The 16,326-nt window shown below is 72.1% G+C and carries 16 protein-coding genes; 5 read left to right on the top strand and 11 right to left on the bottom strand.

The genetic code is table 11. The features are described 5' to 3' along the window. Positions 1-10 precede the first annotated feature (10 nt). Positions 11-2,191: a serine/threonine protein kinase gene (locus tag E1287_RS17105; RefSeq protein WP_243719106.1), complete on the bottom strand. Its 2,181-nt coding sequence runs from the start codon at positions 2,189-2,191 to the stop codon at positions 11-13. 82 nt (positions 2,192-2,273) lie between these two features. After that, a complete protein-coding gene (locus E1287_RS17100) occupies positions 2,274-3,359 on the bottom strand; it encodes a hypothetical protein (protein WP_131965945.1) in 1,086 nt (361 codons plus the stop codon). A gap of 137 nt (positions 3,360-3,496) precedes the next feature. On the opposite strand from E1287_RS17100, the gene E1287_RS17095 reads away from it, so the two are divergent. After that, positions 3,497-4,192: a hypothetical protein gene (locus tag E1287_RS17095; RefSeq protein ID WP_131965944.1), complete on the top strand. Its 696-nt coding sequence runs from the start codon at positions 3,497-3,499 to the stop codon at positions 4,190-4,192. Between the two features lie 17 nt (positions 4,193-4,209). Here E1287_RS17095 and E1287_RS17090 read toward each other — a convergent pair whose 3' ends face one another. From E1287_RS17090 to E1287_RS17070, 5 genes are read right to left on the bottom strand one after another with little or no spacing between them, the layout of a single operon-like run. Further along, on the bottom strand, positions 4,210-4,983 hold the full coding sequence (locus tag E1287_RS17090; RefSeq protein WP_131965943.1) for a class I SAM-dependent methyltransferase: 774 nt from the start codon (positions 4,981-4,983) through the stop codon (positions 4,210-4,212). Then, positions 4,980-6,479, bottom strand: a complete 1,500-nt coding sequence (locus E1287_RS17085; RefSeq protein WP_131965942.1) for an ATP-binding cassette domain-containing protein — start codon at positions 6,477-6,479, stop codon at positions 4,980-4,982. The genes E1287_RS17090 and E1287_RS17085 overlap by 4 nt, the downstream gene beginning before the upstream one ends. Then, on the bottom strand, positions 6,476-7,303 hold the full coding sequence (locus E1287_RS17080) for an ABC transporter permease subunit (RefSeq protein ID WP_131965941.1): 828 nt from the start codon (positions 7,301-7,303) through the stop codon (positions 6,476-6,478). The genes E1287_RS17085 and E1287_RS17080 overlap by 4 nt, the downstream gene beginning before the upstream one ends. Beyond that, a complete protein-coding gene (locus E1287_RS17075; RefSeq protein WP_279505276.1) occupies positions 7,300-8,244 on the bottom strand; it encodes an ABC transporter permease in 945 nt (314 codons plus the stop codon). Before E1287_RS17075 ends, E1287_RS17080 begins: the two co-directional genes overlap by 4 nt. 59 nt (positions 8,245-8,303) lie before the next feature. Continuing rightward, the gene (locus E1287_RS17070; RefSeq protein WP_207934260.1) at positions 8,304-9,839 is read right to left on the bottom strand and encodes an ABC transporter substrate-binding protein; all 1,536 of its coding nucleotides are present in this window, start codon (positions 9,837-9,839) and stop codon (positions 8,304-8,306) included. 173 nt (positions 9,840-10,012) lie between these two features. Between E1287_RS17070 and E1287_RS17065 the strand changes: the two genes are divergently transcribed. Further along, a complete protein-coding gene (locus E1287_RS17065; RefSeq protein WP_207934259.1) occupies positions 10,013-11,431 on the top strand; it encodes a hypothetical protein in 1,419 nt (472 codons plus the stop codon). Between the two features lie 100 nt (positions 11,432-11,531). On the opposite strand, the gene E1287_RS17060 is transcribed toward E1287_RS17065, so the two are convergent. From E1287_RS17060 to E1287_RS46340, 4 genes are all read right to left on the bottom strand, one after another. Further along, a complete protein-coding gene (locus tag E1287_RS17060; protein WP_207934258.1) occupies positions 11,532-12,425 on the bottom strand; it encodes a glycoside hydrolase family 19 protein in 894 nt (297 codons plus the stop codon). Positions 12,426-12,547: 122 nt separating this feature from the next. After that, positions 12,548-13,066, bottom strand: a complete 519-nt coding sequence (locus E1287_RS17055; RefSeq protein ID WP_131965938.1) for a lytic polysaccharide monooxygenase auxiliary activity family 9 protein — start codon at positions 13,064-13,066, stop codon at positions 12,548-12,550. A gap of 51 nt (positions 13,067-13,117) precedes the next feature. Continuing rightward, a complete protein-coding gene (locus E1287_RS17050) occupies positions 13,118-13,633 on the bottom strand; it encodes a lytic polysaccharide monooxygenase auxiliary activity family 9 protein (protein ID WP_131965937.1) in 516 nt (171 codons plus the stop codon). A 335-nt stretch (positions 13,634-13,968) separates the two neighbouring features. Continuing rightward, entirely contained in the window at positions 13,969-14,103 is a 135-nt protein-coding gene (locus E1287_RS46340; protein ID WP_279505271.1) for a hypothetical protein, read from the bottom strand. A gap of 76 nt (positions 14,104-14,179) precedes the next feature. Between E1287_RS46340 and E1287_RS17045 the strand changes: the two genes are divergently transcribed. The 3 genes from E1287_RS17045 to E1287_RS17035 are packed head-to-tail and all read left to right on the top strand — an operon-like array spanning position 14,180 to position 16,305. Beyond that, positions 14,180-14,860, top strand: coding sequence for a hypothetical protein (locus E1287_RS17045; RefSeq protein WP_131965936.1), 681 nt, complete (start codon positions 14,180-14,182; stop codon positions 14,858-14,860). Between the two features lie 15 nt (positions 14,861-14,875). Further along, positions 14,876-15,751: an MBL fold metallo-hydrolase gene (locus tag E1287_RS17040; RefSeq protein ID WP_131965935.1), complete on the top strand. Its 876-nt coding sequence runs from the start codon at positions 14,876-14,878 to the stop codon at positions 15,749-15,751. Continuing rightward, on the top strand, positions 15,748-16,305 hold the full coding sequence (locus E1287_RS17035) for a carboxymuconolactone decarboxylase family protein (RefSeq protein WP_131965934.1): 558 nt from the start codon (positions 15,748-15,750) through the stop codon (positions 16,303-16,305). Before E1287_RS17040 ends, E1287_RS17035 begins: the two co-directional genes overlap by 4 nt. Positions 16,306-16,326: the final 21 nt, after the last annotated feature.

The raw sequence follows: 16,326 nt of genomic DNA, 5'->3' as shown, positions 1-16,326 counted from the left end.
GGGCAGGGGGTCAGGGGCCGAGGATCGTCCTCGGGCGCACCGCGTTGGCCTTGTTCACCAGCGCGTGCCGGGTCTCTCTGTCGTCGGCGACGTGGGCCAGCGCCCGGTACGTCCGTTCGAGCTCCTTCCGCAGCCCGTCGCGGGTGAGCGGCGCGTTGATCAGCGTCGTGTCGGGGTGCTCCTCGCCCTTCGCCTCGGCCCAGGCCAGCGCGGCCTCCAGCAGCTCGGCGACGAGCTGGCGGCGCCGTTCGCCGTCGACCCGCGCGTGGTCGAGCCGCGCCGCCGCCTTCTGCAGGTGCTCCTTGGACAGCTGGTCGGACGGGCGGCCGCGCAGCGTGGCGGCCATCGCGGCGAGCTGGGCGGCGCCGTAGTGCCTGGACAGCGAGGGGACCTCGTCCAGGGCGTCCACCGCGCCCGAGCGGTCCGACATCGCCAGCCGGACGCGGGCCAGCCCGAACGCCGCGCTGAGGTAGCCGCGGTCGGTCCGCCAGACGCTCTCGTAGCGGCGGGCGGCCTCCGCCATCTCGCCGGACCCCTCGCAGCAGAACGCCAGCGCCAGCTTGGGCGCGGCCTCGCCGGGCATCCGGTCGTACAGGCCGTCGAACAGGATCTGCGCCCGGGTGTACTCGCCGGCCATCAGCGCGCTGACGCCCCGGTACCAGAGGATGCGCCAGTCGACGTCGTCCTGGTCGGACGGCGGATGCCCGGCGAGCGTCGCGTCGGCCTCCGCCCGCTGCCCGAGGTCCAGGTGGGCCTGGATCAGGGCGAGCCGCTCCTCGAGCGCCGGGGGCTGGCGGGCGGCCCTGGCGGTCAGCGTCTCGACGATCTCGGTCGGGCCCCTTGAGGTCAGCTCCGCGAGCCCGGCGACCTCGTCCGGCTCGTCCATCACGGGCACCGGCAGGGCGGCCGCGGCGGCGTCCGCGGTGAGGGAGCCGAGCACCGGCCCGTCCCGGCCGGACGCGACCGTCCGGTCGGACGCGGCGATCTCGGTGCCGACCGCGAGCCGCTCCCGGCCGAACAGCGTGGACGGCACCGGCCACGGATCGGCGTTGCGCGGCGCGGACATGACCTCCCGCAGGACGCCGAACAGCTGCTCGGCCATCTCCGCCGCGCCGCGGAACCGCCGCGCCGGGTCCCGGTGGGTGGCGCGGCGCAGCAGCCGGTCGTAGGAGTCGAACCGCCGCAGCAGCGGGACGTCGTCGCGCTCGGGCAGGCTCGTCTCGAACTCGCCCGTGTAGTCGAAGTCGAAGCTGAGCACCGCCATCGTCCGGCCCACGGTGTAGAGGTCGGAGCTGATCGACGGGCTCCGCTCGGGCAGCTCGGGCGCCCCGAAGCCGCGGGTGCCGTAGAGCGGCGCGCCCGGCGGGCTGCCGTCGATCCGCCAGGTCGCGCCGAGGTCGATGAGCGTGATCCGCTGCTCGCACTGCATGACGTTGGCGGGCTTGAGGTCGCAGTAGAGGATGCGGCGGGTGTGCAGGTAGTCGAGCGCCCAGAGCATCTCGATCCCGTAGGCGATGACGTGGTCGACGGGGAGCACGGCGTGCGGGCCCTCGTCGCGGCGCTTGTCGTCCAGCAGTTCCTGGAGGGAGCGGCCGCCGACGTACTCCATCACGATGTAGCGCTGGACGCCCGCCCGGCCCGTCCGCGCCGTTCCCGCCGGATGCCGGACGAAGTTGTGGATCTTGACGATGTTGGGGTGGCTCACGGCGGCGAGCGCGGCCCGTTCCGACTCCGGCACGTCGGACACGTCCGCGCCCGCGTCCAGGAGGCCCTTCAGCACCACCCAGTGGCCGACGTTGTTGTCGTGCGCGAGGTAGATCCGGCCCTGGCCGCCGTGCGTCAGGCAGCCCTGGACCTCGTACTGGCCGCCGACCATCTCGCCGGGGCGCAGCTGCGGGACGGGCTCGTCGGCGGGAACGTCCGCGAGGATCGCCGTCTCGGGGTCGCGGTACGGGACGGGCGGCACACCGGCCATGTCCAGCAGGCCGTAGGGCGTGATGCGCCTGGACGGGGTCTGCCCCGCGGGCCCCTGCCACGGCTCCGTCGGCCCGGACCACGGCTCGGTCGGCGGCCGCTCCGGCCTTTTCGGGGGCGGGGCGGACGCCGACGGCGGCGCCATCCCGCAGAAGTCGCAGAACCCGGACCGTACGACGCCCCTGCGGCAGTGGACGCACCGGCTCGTGGAGCTCATGGGGCCCTACCTTTCTGGGGGGCGACCCCCAGACCCCCGGGGAGGCGGCCCGAAGATCCTCGCTTCGCTGCGGTCATCGGGCCTACCCTTCCTGGATCTCCCGCAGGTAGCGCAGCACGGCCGACTCGGCGGCCTCCAGGTCGCACGGCGCGGTCCAGAGCAGGTCGTGGGCCGTCCGGTACGGCTCGTCGAGGCGGGGGTCTTCGGCGCGCCCCAGGTTCCGCGCCATCACCTGCAGCGACGCCAGCCGGCCCCGGAGTTCCTCGCGCACGTCGAGGGGCGCCTGGACGACGGCGAGCGCCGACCCCGCCTGCTCCAGCGCGGCGGCGGCGTCCCGTTCCAGCTCCGACGCGGCGGCGAGGAGCCGCGCCCACCGGTGCCCCGGGCGGGCCTCGCCGAGCGCGGCGAGGCGCTCGGGCAGGCCGTCCGCCGGGTCGGAGACGTCCGGGACCGGGGAGGACACCTTCTCGACCGTCTCCTCCCGGACCTCCCGGGTCTTCTGGAGCGTCGCGTCGACGGACGCGAGGGCGTCCCGGATCCGGGCCAGCGCCGCGCGGAACTCCCGGCCCGCGCGGACCTGCTCGGCGAACTCGCAGAGCCACGCCTCGACGTGCGGTTCCTTGCCCGTCGTCCGCACCTTGCGGTCGGCGGACGAGTCGAACACGCGGCGCGTCCGGATGACGTCGTGGTGGAACCGCGCCGAGGCGATGAACGCCAGGTCGCCGGACGCGTCCTCCAGCGCCTGCTTCACCTCGGGGGCGTCCAGCAGCCGGAACGCCTCGTTGAGCGCCGTGCCGACGACGCCCTTCGGATCGTGGTGGACGTACCCGGCGTGCAGCGCGACGCGGAGCCGGATGCGGGTGTCGGGGTCCACGTCGCGGTTGTGCCGTTCGAGCTCACCGGCCAGGTGGAACGGCAGCGGGTCGACCAGCCTCGCCTGCGGGCCCTCCGTCGGGACGAGGAAGAACGCGCCGTCCCCGCGGTCCTCGTGGTAGCGGTCGTCCGAGGCGATCCCCGCCCAGGTGAAGGCCCGCTCCAGGGCTTCGTAGAGACCTCTGCGCATGTCCGCCCGCTGCAGGTCGTTGAGCCCCGGGCGGGTGAACCTCTCGATGTCGACGCAGATGATCGCCCTGTGGACCCTCCGGTGCGAGTGTGAGGCAGAGCTCATGGACGCGGACTCCACGACGCGGGCGGGGAGGCGACGGGCGCTCCCGCCCCCCGCGGGACGCCCCTGGCGAAATCACCGTTCATGCTATACGTACAGCGCCCACGCATAGTGAGTAATTTGCCCGGTACCGTGCACGTATGCTCGCCGAACCCGCGCCCGCTCTGAGCGACCTCGCGCTGGGACTGGTCGTGGTGGCTCTCGCCGTCCGGCTAGGACGCGCACCGTCGGCCAACCGTCCTCCAGCCCCCGCCCACCACCAATCAAATGACGAGCTCCGCTCGGCCAACCGGCTGTGGCGCACGTCCTTCTGGTGGGCCGGGATCGCGGCGCTGGCCGGGTTCGTCCACCACGGCTTCGTGAAGTACTCGGACCGGTGGGACGAGCCGAGCTGGGCCGTCATCAGCGCGATGGTCGTCGTCGCGGTGTCGTACCTGCTGGCCGCGACCGTCGCCGAGGTGCTCGGCCCCCGCCACCACAAGACGTTCTGGCTGCTGCGCTCGGTCGGGATCGTGGCCTACGCGTGCCTGGCCGTCACCGGGCACGCGGGCGTCACGGCGCTGCTGGCCTGCGAGAGCCTGACGATGGTCAGCATCCTGATCCTGTGGGGCGTGGCGGCCCGCCGCCGCCACCCGATGGCGGGCCCGATGATCATCGCGCTGGCCGCCAGCGGGGCCGCGGCGGGGACCAAGGCCCTCGACCCCGACGTCACCGGACGCGTCGCGCTGGACCCGACGTCCGTCTACCACCTCGCTCAGATCGCGGGCATGGTGCTGCTGTACTTCGCCGTCAGCGCACCGCGGCGTCCGGGACCCGAGCCGAGCCCCGCCACCTGACCCTTGCGCGGGGTCCGCTAGCGCAGGGCCGCCACCAGGGCGTCGCTGTGCGAGCACCAGACCTGGCGGGCCTCCGCGAAGCCCTGTTCGCGGAGGGCGTCCAGGTGCCATCGGGTCGTGGTCGGACGGTCGGCCCGGTGCGCGCCGTCCGGGCTGCGGGGGTCGCCGAGCATCGCGAACCGGCGGCGGGCCGGCTCGGCGAGGACGGGGTCGGCGGCGACCTTCGTCCACCAGTTCGGCCAGTCGAGCGCGCCCGCGGCCCGCTCGCGTTCCCGCCGGGCGGCGTGGAACGCCTCGGCCGCCGCGTTGAGGCGGGGCGTGGACTCGTCGGTCATGTGGTCGGCGTTGAGGAACACGCCGCCGTCCCTGAGCACGCCGTGGATGCGCCCGTACAGGACGCGGAGCGGCTCGGTGTCCAGCCAGTGCAGGGCGGTGGCCGTGAGGACGGCGTCGTACGAGCGGTGCGGCAGGGCGTCCGTCCAGGACGGGTCGGTCAGGTCGGCGGTCACCAGTTCCACCCGCTCGTCGCCGGCGAAGTGCCCTCCCGCGATGGTGAGCAGGGCCGGGTCGATGTCGACGCCCGTGGCGCGGGCGCCGGGGAAGCGCCTCAGCAGCCGGTCGGTGATGGTGCCCGTCCCGCAGGCGAGGTCGAGGACGGCCGGCTCGGGCCCGGCGACCGCCTCGACCGTGTCGAGCATGACGCGGAAGCGCTCCTCGCGGTCGGGCATGTACCACTCCTGCTGGCGGTCCCAGCTTTCCTGCCATTCCTGCCAGGTGGCGGTCTCGGTCATGGTTCCCTCCGTTGGGGTCGGGCCGCCTGGATCAGCAGGCGGGTCGTACCGGACTCGGGTGTTTCGAGGACGTGGTCGAGGTCGCCGCTGTCGACCACGCGCCCGCCGTCGAGGACGATCAGCTCGTCCGCGACGCGGGCCAGCAGCGCCAGGTCGTGGCCGATCCACAGGACGGACGTGCCGTCCGCGCGCAGCCGTGCGATCTCGTCCAGGACGCGGCCGGTGGCGGCGGCGTCGAGCGCCGTGGTGATCTCGTCGCAGATCAGCACGTCGGGACGGGCCAGGGCGGCGCGGGCGAACGCCGCCCGCTGGAGTTCTCCGCCGGAGAGGGCGGACGGGGGGCGGCGCGCGGTGTCCGGTTCGACGCCCAGGCGGGCGAGGAGATCGGCGGCCTCCGCATCCGCCTTCGCCGGGGGTGATTCGCGGAGCTTGACGGCGGTCCGGGCCACCTGGTCGAGCACGGTGCGGCGCTCGTCGAACGAGCCGCGGACCTCCTGCCACACGTACTGGACGCGGCGCTTCTGCGTCCGGTCACGGCGGCGGAGCGGCAGCAGGGGCGTCCGGTCCAGGAGGACGTTCCCTCGATGCCGTTCGTGGAGGCCCGCTATGCATCGGGCCAGGGTCGTCTTGCCTCCGCCCGAAGGCCCGGCGACGGCCAGGCTGCCTCCCGGTGGCAGCGACAAGGAGACGTCGTGCAGGACCTCGCCCCGTCCTCCGGCGCGCAGCCAGGCGGTCAGATTCCGAGTTTCCAGACGCGCTGGCGCATCGGGCGCGGGCTTGCGGAGGCGTGCCGGTGCCGCCGCTGCGGGCAGGACCTCCTGCGGCGCGCCCTGGCCGGTGACGCGGCCGTCGTCCAGCATGACGACATGGTCGGCCAGGGCACCGACAAGATCGTGGTCGTGGCTGAGGAGCAGCAGCGCCATTCCGTCGGCGGCAAGGGCGGAGAGTTCCTGGACGAGCCGCATGCGCGTCACGGTGTCGAGGCCCGTGCTGGGCTCGTCCAGGATGAGCGCCTTGGGGCCGCAGGCCAGCACCTGCGCGAGGGCGACGCGCTGGCGCTGCCCGCCGGAGAACTGGTGCGGGAAGCGGCGCAGCACCGATCTGTCCGGTGACAGCTGGGCCTTGCTGACGGCGTCGGCGACGGTCGTCGTTCCGTGCAGCCGCGCCAGCTCCTTGACGACGGCACCGGTGCGGCGCGCGGGGTTGAGGGCGCTGCCGGGATGCTGCGGCAGGTAGGCGATCGTCCGTCCGCGCAGGCGGGCGGCCTCGGGCGTGACGCCGCGCTCGTCCACCACCGGCACGCCGCCGACCTTGACCGTCCCGCGCAGCTCCACGCCCGGCGCGGATTCGCCGAGCAACGCGAGCGCGGTGGTCGTCTTGCCGCTGCCGGACGGCCCGACCAGCGCCGTCACCCCGCCCGCCCGCACGCCGAGGCCGACCCCGCGCAGGATCTCGGCCGTCCCGGTGCGCGCCGTCAGCCCGCTGACCTCGATCATCGTGCCGCCTTCGCGCTGCGCAGGCGCTCATGGGCGCGCCCGCTCAGGAGCCGGTCGGCGAGGAGGTTCAGCCCGACGGTGAACATGACGAGCATCGCGGCGGGCGCGCACACCGCCCACGGCTGGACGAGCAGCGCCTCCCGGCTCGCGGCGATGGCGACGCCCCAGTCGGGCGAGTTCGGGTCCAGGCCGAGGCCGAGGAAGTTGGCGGCGGCGACGGTGAAGACGGCGAATGAGACGCGGGTTCCGGCGTCGGCGGCGGCCACGGGCAGCACGGTCCGTCCGATGTGGCCGAACAGGACGCGGGCCCGCGATTCGCCCTGCATCCGCATCGCCTCGGCGACCGGGCCGCTCGCCGCGTCCAGCGCCGCCGCCCGCACCAGCCGCGCCACCGCCGGGACGTTGATCGCCGCGACCGCGAGCGCGATGGCCTCAGGACGCCCGCGCCACCCGACCCCGACCACGCTGATGATCAGCAGCGACGGGATCGGCAGGATCAGCTCCACCGGCCGCATCGCCAGCTCGTCCAGCCAGCGGTGCCGGGTCGTGGCGGCGGCGAGCCCGAGCGTCCCGCCGAGGACGTAGGCGAGCGCGACCGCGCAGCAGGCGACGCCCAGGGCGCTGGGCCCGCCGCGCAGGAGGAGGCCGAGGACGTCGCGTCCCGTCCCGTCGGTGCCGAGCAGGTGGCCGCCGCCCGTGACGTAGGGGGCGCCGTCCTCGGGCGTGATCGCCGGGGCGAGGACGGGCCCGAGCGCCGCGACCAGGACGGGCACGGCCAGCAGCAGCCCCGCCACCAGCGTCAGCGCGGAGAAGCGGCGGGTCATCGCAGCACCTCCGCGCGCGGCGCGAGGCGCTCGCAGACCAGGTCGGCGGCGATGTTGAGCGTCAGCGCCACCGCCGCCAGCAGCAACGTCAGCGCCTGGACGGTCGGCACGTCGCGGCTCTGCACCGCCTCGATCAGCGCCGTGGCGGTGCCGGGGATCGCGAAGACCGCCTCGACGATCAGCACCCCGCCGAGGAGCTGGTCGCCCGTCCGCGCCAGCTCCTGGACGCCCGGCACGGCGGCGTTCGGCAGCACGTGCCGCAGCACCAGCCGGCCGCGCGGCACCCCGAGCCGCCGCGCCTGGACGGTGTAGCCCGCCTCCAGCGCCGCGATCGTGCCCGCCCTGATCTGCCGGGACAGCGTGCAGACCGTCCGGGCGAGCAGCACCGCCACCGGCAGCACCAGTAGGACGGGCCGGGTCAGCAGCTCGCCGCCCTCCGCGCCCAGCCAGGTGGACGGCAGCCAGCCCAGCTTCAGCGAGAACACCGCGACCAGCGCCAGCGCGAGGACGAAGTCGGGAATGGAGTTGAGCGCCAGCGTGACCGCTGTGATCGTGCGGTCGAGGCGTCCGCCCGCGCGCAGGCCCGCGGCCAGGCCGAGCAGCATCGCGAGCGGCACCAGCAGCACGGCCGTGACGGCGGCGAGCAGCACGGTCGCGGTGAGCGAGCCGGTGACGATCTCGGTCACCGGCGTCCCGCCGACGAGCGATGTGCCGAGGTCGCCGGAGAGGAGCGCGCCCGCCCAGTCGAGGAACCGCTCGTCCAGCGGCCGGTCGAGGCCGAGCTGCTCGCGCAGGTGCGCGACCTCCCCCAGCCCCGCCTGCTCGTTGAACTGGACCTCGGCGGCGTCCCCCGGCAGCAGCGAGGTCAGCAGGAAGATCAGGACGGCGAGGCACGCGAGCTGGACGACAGCCAGCAACACGCGCCGCGCCGCATGACGCACCACCGTCCTCCAGCCCCCGCCCACCGCCAACCAATCGACGAGCTTCGCTCGGCTCAACGTCAGGCCAACCACACGTTGTCGAACCGGGCCCAGTCGACGGTGTTGGGCTGGGCGGCCTTCACCCCGTGCAGGCGGGTGGACACGGCGTTCAGCCAGTCGGGGTGGCCCCAGATCAGCAGGCCGCCCTCGTTGTGGATGCGCTGCTGGAGGACGCCGTAGCGCTGCGTGCGCTGCCCTTCGTCCACGATCGACTGGGCCTGGCGGAACTGCTTGTCGAAGTCCTCGCGCTCCCAGGCGCTGGCGTTCTGCGGGGAGCCGGTGAGGAGCCGGTCGCTGATGTAGGTCGGGATCGGCATGGCCCCGCAGCGGTGGCTGCCCAGCAGGCCCGTCTTGAGCTGGTCGGTGTAGTAGCTCTCCGGCGGCCCGGTGACGACCTTCACGCGCAGCCCGGCCTCGCCCGCCTGCTCGGCGAACAGGTGCGCCGCGTCCACGAACCCGTTGGCGGCCGTGGAGGTGTAGAAGTCGACCTCCTTGTTGAGCAGGCCCGTCTTGCGGATCAGCGCGCGGGCCTCTTCGACGTTCTGCTCGCGCTGCGGGACGTCCCCGGGGTAGTAGGCGAAGCCCTTGCCGTACATGTCGTTGCCGATGGCGCCGCGTCCGCCGAAGACGACCTCGACCAGGCGGGCGCGGTCGGCGAGGAGCTTGACGGCCATCGCCGCGTCGGGGTCGTCGAACGGCGGCCGGTCGGTCTTCATCACGATGCCTTCGGCGCCGCTGCGGGGCGCGGCGATGATCCGCACCTTCCGGCTCGCCTTGACGACGCGGGCGAACGTGGGCGTCATCTCGTGCGCGTACTCGACCTCCCCCGCCTGGACGGCGTTGGCCCGCGCCTCGGTCTCGGCGGACAGGATGCGCAGCTCGTCCAGGTGCGCGGGGCCGTCCCAGTGGTCGTCGAACCGGCGGGCGGCGAACGAGCGGCCGGCCGTGAACGACTGGAATCGGAACGGTCCAGTGCCGACCGGCTCGGCCGGGTCGTTGTAACCGCGCCGCACGACGGCCGTTCCGGTCATGGCCAGCAGTGACGGCAGCTCGGCGTTCGGACGCGTCAGCACGATCTCCACGACCTGCTTGCCGGCCGCCCGCGACTTCCGCAGATCGATGCTCGACAGCGAGGCCCGCGCCCTGCGGTCGACGCCCTTGGGGTCGAGGATGCGGGCGAGCGTGTAGAGGACGTCGTCGGCGTCCAGCACATGGCCGTCATGGAACGTGGCGGCGCGCAGGTGGAATCGCCAGACGGTGGCGTCGTCGTTGGTCTCCCAGCGCTGGGCGAGTCGCGGCATCGGACGCAGCGTCGGGCCGAGGTCGACCAGCTTGTCGAAGACCGCCTTGTGCCGGGCGATATCGACGAACTGCCGCTGGGCGTGCGGGTCCATGGTCTCCTTGGCGCCGGACCCGGGGAACACCGCCCGCAGCGTCCCGCCCTTGCGGGGCGGGCCGGACTCCGTCCCGCCGGACGAGCACGAGCTCAGCAGGACGGCCCCGCCCGCCGCCCCCGCGAGCCCCAGGAACCCACGCCGCGTGGTACCGCTCGGCACGCCGCACATCACCTCTTCGCAAACCAGCCCATTTGGGTGCATCTCAGCCGCAATTGCAACATTATTGCAAGAGAGGTTCCCGGACTCGGCCAAGGGGCGGGCAAGACGCCGCGCCGTGCCGCTAGAGGCGGGTCCCGGCGACCGTAGGGTCCCCGCGAGAGAGGGGGCTCGTCTTGAGGAGATCGTGGAAGGTCACCATGCTGGCCGCGGGCGCGACGGCGGCGGCGACGGTCGTCCCGGCGGCGGCCTGGCCGGGCGGTGCCGCCGACGCGTCCGGCACCGTGGCCGGGCTCGCGGAGGGCGGGCGCTGGGTCCTGGTCGATCATGAGGGCTTCGACCGGCCGCTGAAGGTCGACGGGGCACCGTGGCGCCTCGACCCGCAGGGTCCGGGCAGCCCGTGGCACGTCGACGCGTTCGACGACGACGGCGACGCCTGGAAGAAGATCAGCGGGCCGCTGTTCGCGCGGCAGCTCGCCACCCTGAACGTCTTCCGCAAGCGCGTCGCGTTCGGCCGCGGCGGATGGCTGACCGCCGAGGTCGCCGCCGTCGACAAGGACCGCGACGGCCGTCCCGACTCGCGGCCCGGCCTGTCGACCGCGTCCCTGCCGGGCGGGCAGAAGGCCGCGCGGATCTCCGAGCCGAGCTGGGACGCCGGCGTCCTCATCCGCCCGACGCGCCCGCTCCCGCCGCGCTACCGCGTGGAGATGACGCTGCGCGGCATCGACTTCGGCGGCGAGCGCGGCGGCACGTTCGACTACGGCGGCAAGCACAACGGCTACACCCGCGAACCCTGCAAGACCCGGTACCCGTGGACGTTCCAGGGCGCGCTGCCCGGCAAGTCGCGCTGCGACTATCCCGACGTGACGAAGGAGAACGGGTTCTACTACCTGACGATCCTCGACTACGCGACCCCGGCGCCGCACGGCAACCCCGGCATCCACTACCGGCGCAAGGTCATCATGGACGGCTACTACAGCGACGACGAGCGCTGGAAGAACGCCGGGACCTGCAACCCGAAGACCGGCGAGATCTACCGGACGTTCGAGGGCACCTTCAACGGCGTCAACGCGCTGTTCGTGCGCGGCGACAAGTTCCGCGAGGCGGCCAACAACAACATCAGCAACGAGTACTACATCAAGACGGCCTGCGGGAACGTGTCCATGGACGAGCCGTACGGGCCGGGCGGCAGGTTCCGCCAGCACCTCACCAGCGCCGAACTGCGGCCGGAACTGCTGCCGAAGGCGTCCTACACGTTCGCCGTCGAACGCGACCGCACCGGCTACACGCTCGAAATGAGCGGCCCGTTCCTCAACACCGGGCAGACGACACTGCGCGTCCACCACGATTTCGTGGAGGACGGCCGTCCGATCTGGCACTACAACCAGACCCCGGACGAATACGACGGCCGTTTCGACCGCGAACTGAAGCACACCGGCCCCGCCGGGACGTTCACGACCGAGCACTCATGGCCGAAGGGTTCGGCCTATCCGGACTCCTTCATCATCGGCGACCCGCACCTGAACTACTACGAGGGCTCGGCGCACGTCGACGACATCCGCCTCTACGTTCCCGCCGGGGACGACAAGAGGTGAGAACGCGGACGACCCGCGTCCGGGGGCGGCCGGACGCGGGTCGGATGCGGGGCGATCGCGCGCGAGGGGGTCTATCCGCGATCGGATTTATATGTTTCCGTCAGCAGGTCAGGTTGTCACCGGTGGGAACACCGAGCAGCTGGGTGAACCGCTTGTAGGCGTTCACCCGGCTCTGCACCTGGGACGGATTGCCGCCATTGCACTCCAGGCTTCCGTTGATGCTGCGGATCGTCTCGCCGAATCCGCGCCCGTTGACCATCGCGTTGTGCGGGGTCATGGTGCCCGGACCGTTCTGCGTCATCCAGTACCAGATGGCGGTCTTCCACGCCGTGGCCGCGTCCCGCTCCACCTGCCACGGGTTGTTCAGCAGGTCGATGCCGAGCGCGTCGCCCGCGGCCTTGTAGTTGAAGTTCCAGCTCAGCTGGATGGGTCCGCGGCCGTAATAGGCGGCCTGCCCCGCGGGACATCCGTAGGGCTGGCTCCTGTCGCAGTAGTGCGGGTAGTTGTCCTTGTTCTGCTCGACGATGTGGACGAGGCCGCCGGTCTCATGGTTGACGTTGGCGAGGAAGGCGGCCGCCTCCTGCTTCTTGACCGTGTCGCTGCCGGTGTTGGCGAAGGCGGGGTAGGCCGACATGGCGGCGGTCAGGCCGGTGTAGGTGTAGAAGGAATTGCGGCTCGGGAACATCTGGTTGAACTGCGCTTCGGTCACCACGAAGGCACTGCTGCCGGGCGGGTCGGTGGGACCGCTGGACCCACCGCAGTTCCCCTGGTCTGCCCAAACCATCGTGTTTCCCGGTGACTCGTTCAGCGTCCACCATTTCGCCGTCCAGTTGTGCCCGCCGTGCGACACGACCGCGCCGCCGGTGTAGACCTTGGAGGCGTCCCATGCCGTCGCGCAGTCCGCGGCGGCCGCCGACGACATCGGCAGAATGGCCGACAGCGCTCCCGCCGCGAGCAGCGCGGCGCCGAGCAGCGTCATCTTGCGTTGCACCACATCACATCCTTTTGCGAAATCACGCGGTGCGGCCCGCCGCACGGTGCGGAGCGAGCCGGCCATTACCAGCCGCCGATGTGCCGCCGCGAGTTCTCGAAGCCTCCGGCGGCTCCGGACTGTCGTTACTGCACGTTGACGTCGATGCAGGCGTAGAAGGCGTTGGCGGTGTCGGCGATGTTCCAGATCGCCAGGATCTTCTGGCGTCCGCTCACGCCGCCGAGGTTGACGTTGTGGGAGATGGTGGCCGGCGGCTGCTTGTTGTTGCCGGGGATGTCCGCGACCTTCCGGCCTCCGACGTAGTACTCGTAGTTCCTCGTGCTGTGCCGGGCGGTGAACGTCCAGGTGAACGTCACCGACTGGCCGACACTGCTGACCTGCCAGCCCTTGTTGTCGTCGTCGAGCTCGCGGAATCCGGCGTTGCCGCCGCTGCAGCTGCGCAGGCCCTTGGGGCCCTCGACGCTCTGCGGCTCGTACTGGATCGCTCCGCACTGGACGATCCTCTTGGCGCACTGCGCCTGCCGGCTCATCGGCGCCGAGACGTAGCCGTGCGCGAAGGCCGAGGTCGCCGGGATCACTGCGACGAAGGGAGCGATGCCGACGCCCGCCGCCGCGGCGGCGAGCCTGCGGTGTGACTTCTTCATGCGGGGGGTCCTTGCCGTTGGGGTGGTCATGTCGTGGCGTGGACGCCGGTGTTACTGCACGTTGACGTCGATGCAGGCGTAGAAGGCGTTGGCGGTGTCGCCGATGTTCCAGACCGCCAGGACCTTCTGGCGTCCGCTGACGCCGCCGAGGTTGACGTTGTGGGACACGGTGGACGGCGGCTGCTGCATGTTGCCGCTGATGTCCGCGACCTTCCGGCCGCCGACGTAGTACTCGTAGTTCGAGGTGCGGTGACGGGCGGTGAACACCCAGGTGAAGGTGACCGACTGGCCGACGCTCGCGGCCTGCCAGCCCTTGCTGTCGTCGTCGAGCTCGCGGAACCGGCTGCCGCCGCTACAGGTGCGCTGGCCCTTGGGGCCTTCGACGCTCTGCGGCTCGTACTTGATCGCTCCGCACTGGACGATGCCCTTGGCGCACTGCGCCTGGCGGCTCATCGGCGCCGAGACGTAGCCGTGCGCGAAAGCCGAGGTCGCCGGGATGACTGCGATGAACGGGGCGATGCCGACGCCCGCCGCGGCGGCGGCGAGCCTGCGTTGTGACTTCTTCATGCGGGGGGTCCTTGCCTTTGGGGGTGGTCATGTCATGGCGTGGACGGACCGGGCGGCTTCGGGCCGTGGGGACGGCCCTGGGCCGGGGAGACAAGCCGCGTCTGCCTGAGCGGCACGGCCGCGTCCATCGGGGCGATGGAGGGGAGCGGGGCATGCGGGACTCCATCTGATAGGAAACTTTCCTATCGGGTAGCTGAACGTTAACGTTCCGTCCGATTGCGGGCAAGACCTCGATCAGAACGCCCCGTTCGCGTGCGCATGACCAGCGCAGGCCGAGAACTGAACCACTCTCGACCGCTCCAAAGAATTGTCAGAATCCCCTGATCGTCGCGCATTCAATTGGCGATGTTTGCCCAAGTCGCCACGCGAAATGCTTTATGACCTGCACAAATGGCGCCGCCCGCCAGGACGGTGTTGCCGCGTTCCACTGCGTCCGGCTCGACCGCGGCGCCCCGGTCGCCCAGCGCCACCCCCGGGTCCTGAGGGCGACCGTCTGAAATGTATGGTTTGTAGTGAACTGTTTCGAGCGGAGGGGTGGCAGGGTCCATGGGGAGGCAACCGCTGAGCTGTCCGTTCTTCCTCGCGGTGGGGCTCAGGCCCCGTCCGGACGAGTCCGAGGCGGAGCTGCGCGCACTCGCCGGCTTCTACGACACCGTCCATCTCGCGGAGGTCGTCCGCCTCAACGAGGGGTTCGTGAGCGGCGCGCGCTACGAGCTGACCGAACCCCTGGACGACGACACGGTGCCGTCCTGGCTGGCCGTCTACGGCATCGACGGCGAGGATTCCGCGCGCGCGTTCGTCAGCCGGCAGAGGCCGGTCTACACGCCCGGCCCGCCCGCGTTCTACCGCGCCGCGGTCGTATGGCGGATGATCTGGGAGAGCGCCGGTTCGGTCGGAGCACCGGAGCTGACCCCCGGCAAGATGGCGATGGTCGGCATGAATCCCGCCGCGGACGCCACCGACATCGAGATCGCCGCCTTCGACGACTTCTATACGCGGACCCACCTTCCCGAGATCGTCTCCGGCCTCGGGTACGACCGGGGTACCCGCTTCCTGCTCTGGCACGAGTTCACGCACCCCGCGCCGGGCTGTCCCCGCTACAACGCCGTCTACGAGGCGGAAGACCCGGAACCGAGACCGCCCGGCGTACCGCCGCTCACACCGGGCCCGCGCGCGTGGGAGGAACGCCAGGTCGGCTGGCGGGCGAAGTACCGGCGAGCGGCCTGAACGGGAGAGGACCGGATGACCTCGGCGACGATCAAGGTCGGCAGGACACGTGTGTCGCACGTCAGCGACGGAGTGGCCCGGGGGCCGCGCAAGTACTGGTTCACCGGGGCCGACCCGGCCGACTGGATGCCCGCCGTCGGCGTCACAGACCCCGACGCCCCGTTCACCGTGACCTTCGGCGGTTTCGTCGTCACGGGCGACGGCCACGTCACCGTCGTGGACGCGGGCTACGGCCACCGCGCACACGAGATCCCCGGCCTGGCGGGCGCGGGGGAGATGCCGTCCGCCCTGACCGCGCTCGGCATCGGACCGGACGACGTCGACCAGGTCGTCCTGACCCACCTCCACGCCGACCACTGCGGCTGGCTGACCAAGGACGACGCGGGCGCCCTCACCTTCCCGAACGCGACCGTGCTCGTCAACGAGCGCGAGCACGCCTACTGGACGAGCGACGAGGTCGACGCCATCGCGTTCAACCGCGGTGTGGCCGGCGAGGTCCGTACCCGCCTCCGCGCCGTCGAGGACGCCGGGCGCCTCCACACCTTCGATGGCGAACTCCGCCTGTCCGGCGCGATGACCGTCCTGCCGACGCACGGCCACACCCCCGGCCACGTGTCGGTGCTCGTCGCGGACGGCGACGAGGCCGCGATCCTGGCCGGCGACGTCCTTCACCATCCCGCGCACGTGGACCATCCGTGCTGGCTCCCGTCCGTCGAGTACGAGCCCTCGGAATCGATACGCAGCCGCAAACGGCTCGCGGCCCTCGCCGCCGACCGGAACGCGAAGATCCTCGCCCCGCACTTCCCCGTCCCCACCGTGGTCAGCATCGGCCACGCCCCGGACGGCTCCGCGCGGAGCACCGCAAGCCACGACATGGAGGACGCGAAATGAGCACTGCCGATCCCCGCATCGACCCGGTCGACGTGGACGCCTACCACCGGCTCGAACGCGAGCTGTTCGGCGACGACGCGCTGACCGGCACCGCCCACGTGTCCCGCACCTGGGCACACAGCCCCGGCCTGACCAAGGCGCAGCGCCCCCTGCAGAACTACCTGCTCGGCCAGTCGCCGCTCCCCGCCCGCGACCGCGAGCTGGCCATCCTCCGCGTCGCCTGGCTGAGCCGCTGCGAGTACGCCTTCGGCCAGCACGTCCGGATGGGCGCCGCCGCCGGCCTGACGCCGGAGGAGATCGACCGCGTCCCGCAAGGCCCCACCGCCGAAGGCTGGACGGAGTTCCAGTCGATCCTCCTCCACGCGGTCGACGAGATGCACGCCCGCAACCGCCTGACCGACCAGACCTGGACGGCCCTCGCCAAGACCTACGACGAGGCCCAGCTCCTGGACCTCATCGCCGTCATCGGCCGCTACTGGACGGTCGCCGCGATGCTCAACACGATCAACGTCCAGCCGGAACCCGGCCTCCCCACCTTCCCCCGCCCCCGATAGGCCAGGGGTCAGCCGGCGGCG

Source organism: Actinomadura sp. KC06 (genome assembly GCF_004348735.1).
In the GTDB taxonomy this organism is placed as follows: Bacteria; Actinomycetota; Actinomycetes; order Streptosporangiales; family Streptosporangiaceae; genus Spirillospora.
This window is presented reverse-complemented; position numbering and strand designations above follow the sequence as displayed.